Raw genomic sequence first — 3,238 nt, forward strand, 5'->3', positions numbered from 1 at the left:
GTAGTAGGGCTCTCAGCCCGATACATACTTTTTGCTCAAGCCCTACTACAAACTTTAATTATAACTGTTCAACCGGACATGATATTACTTCTCTCTGTTCCCTCTTTTCCGGAGTGGTCTATTGTAGTGGCAATATCTAGAAATATTAGATGAAATTGACTGTAGTTAATTTTCAATTATCTATAAACTTATACCAAATTCAAAAAAGGCTGTTACATCTTAAGTATGTGATTTATTCCTACAATCAAAAATTGATAAATCCCATAAATTCTTAAAAATCAACCTTTTTTTTATTTATTATGTTTTTATTTCCCTGTTCCCAGTTAAGTGTTCCCTGTTTCGTGACTGTAACAATATTTTCTGAAAATGGTATTAGAATATTTAGCTGAGATATTTGAGTTATAGGGGCGAGTTTAAAAATAAATGTTGAGGTGATATTATTTTAGTTTCAACTAAAATCTACTTCGTCCCTAATTATATTGTTTTATTCCTCATTTTATAATGTCTTTATTGAATTGTACCGAATACTGCCGGATTTAATATAATTTTCTATCTGAAAACTGCTATCAAAAAAGAGTTTCACAGAAATTATGTCTGTGAAACTCTTAAATTAATTCAAGAATTGATTTGGCTTAGACAGCTAAATTTACTAAGGTCAATATCTCAAGAATCTATCCGAGAAAATGAACACCAGAGATGTCATTGTTGTTCAATTCAGTAAATAATTCCTCAAATGTACCTGATGTTGAAGTACCGAGAGTATTAGGATTGAAAGCAAACACATCTTGCTTGTTACCAGATAGACCAGTTACAGAAAAGTTGCCTGTTGTGGATAGGAGGATTTGCTCTCCTTTAAGACCAATAGCATCAACATCTTCACTGTTGTCACTAAGTCCTACATCACTGCCATCAAATTCGACAGACCAACTTCCACTGGTGTGACTGCCTAAACTATTAGACTGAAAACGCAGTATATCTTCATCTTTGCTACTAACTCCTGGAACATTAACGTTTCCTTGAGTAGAAATTAGAAGGTCTCCAGTAACAGGATCGACACTCAGACCATCAATATTTTCACTATCTTTAGATAAGCCAACATCTGAACCATCGAAGTATAAATCGAAAGAACCAGCGGTGTTTTCTCCAAGTGATGTGGCAGTGAATTTAACAATGTCAGAATCATCTACATGGATGCCACCTATATTTTGAGCAGACTTGAATGAAAGTAGAATTTCATTGTCGCTGATTACCCCAAAGGCATCAATATTAAAATGATCAATGCCAACATCTGAACCATCAAAGAACTTAGTGAAACTCTTATCGGCTAGATTATATTCAACGATGTCTTCTGGTTTAAAACTAATTCCATCTAGAGTTTTGTGGTTTTTTAAACTGAATAGTACAGAATTTTGACCAGGATTAGTGTAACCACTTTGGTCTTCATCACTTACAGAACCAGCAGTGACAGTTCCGATGTTGACGTAATTACCGATGGTTGTTTCACCCGGTACAGAAATATCCAGTTTTTTCAACTTGAAGGCATCATTGTGCTGATTTTGACGTGCAGAAATAACGATGGTATCACCTGTTAACTCATCAGCATTAAAGTTAGCCCAGCGATCGTGCTTACCACCATTGTTATTTTCCTTGGTGAAGCCATTTAAGATATCGCTGTTCAAATGTGTGATATCTCCATTGCGCTCGCCTATCCAGACTGTGATATCGCTATCATTCTTGACATAATTAAGGAATGCGCGATCTACAGTTACTTGTTGGTCAAATTCAAAGAGGACATAATCGTTGCTAGTATCATTATCTACTAGGTGATTGTGACCGTTTTCCTTCCGGTTGGTAACACCTAAGCCACCACCGTAAGCTCCAAGGTAAGCTGTTTTCCAGTTACCACCGTGCTTGTTACTGCTAAATGCACTGACATCTACGGAAACACCATCTTGAGTAAAGGTACGGACATTTCCGTAATGACCAGTTGTGGAACTATTACCTGTGAGATGGAAGGTGATGTCTTGGGAACTGGTAGTAGTGCTTAAGTCTTGAGCTGTTCCTGTCTTTTGGTAAATCCAGGTCTCACCAGGTTCTAATTTGTTATTATTATTTCCACCTTTTTTCTCAACGATATTGGTGATTTCGCCTTCTATGTCGTCATGAACTTGAATTTCATTTTTCTTGAAGGATACATCACCAGTGTTGGTGACTTTATAAGTCCAAGTAACTTTCTTGCCAGGAGAAATTTCTACTGCTTCCTCTATGGTGTCAGCATCTACTCCGTTGGTGAACTTCTCAATATCGATACCAGGATTTTGAGGTTCAGGTTCGCCTTCAGGATTAGTGTAACCACTTTGGTCTTCATCACTTACAGAACCAGCAGTGACAGTTCCGATGTTGACGTAATTACCGATGGTTGTTTCACCCGGTACAGAAATATCCAGTTTTTTCAACTTGAAGGCATCATTGTGCTGATTTTGACGTGCAGAAATAACGATGGTATCACCTGTTAACTCATCAGCATTAAAGTTAGCCCAGCGATCGTGCTTACCACCATTGTTATTTTCCTTGGTGAAGCCATTTAAGATATCGCTGTTCAAATGTGTGATATCTCCATTGCGCTCGCCTATCCAGACTGTGATATCGCTATCATTCTTGACATAATTAAGGAATGCGCGATCTACAGTTACTTGTTGGTCAAATTCAAAGAGGACATAATCGTTGCTAGTATCATTATCTACTAGGTGATTGTGACCGTTTTCCTTCCGGTTGGTAACACCTAAGCCACCACCGTAAGCTCCAAGGTAAGCTGTTTTCCAGTTACCACCGTGCTTGTTACTGCTAAATGCACTGACATCTACGGAAACACCATCTTGAGTAAAGGTACGGACATTTCCGTAATGACCAGTTGTGGAACTATTACCTGTGAGATGGAAGGTGATGTCTTGGGAACTGGTAGTAGTGCTTAAGTCTTGAGCTGTTCCTGTCTTTTGGTAAATCCAGGTCTCACCAGGTTCTAATTTGTTATTATTATTTCCACCTTTTTTCTCAACGATATTGGTGATTTCGCCTTCTATGTCGTCATGAACTTGAATTTCATTTTTCTTGAAGGATACATCACCAGTGTTGGTGACTTTATAAGTCCAAGTAACTTTCTTGCCAGGAGAAATTTCTACTGCTTCCTCTATGGTGTCAGCATCTACTCCGTTGGTGAACTTCTCAATATCGATACCAG

1 protein-coding gene is annotated in these 3,238 nt (G+C 37.9%); it reads right to left on the minus strand.

Annotated elements, in window-relative coordinates; translation table 11 throughout:
• Positions 1-671: 671 nt before the first annotated feature.
• Positions 672-3,238: DUF7507 domain-containing protein (locus F6K22_RS35695; protein ID WP_293109309.1), on the minus strand; the 2,567-nt coding region annotated here is incomplete at its 5' end.

The sequence above is a fragment of the Okeania sp. SIO2F4 genome, from assembly GCF_010672385.1.
Lineage (GTDB): Bacteria > Cyanobacteriota > Cyanobacteriia > Cyanobacteriales > Microcoleaceae > Trichodesmium.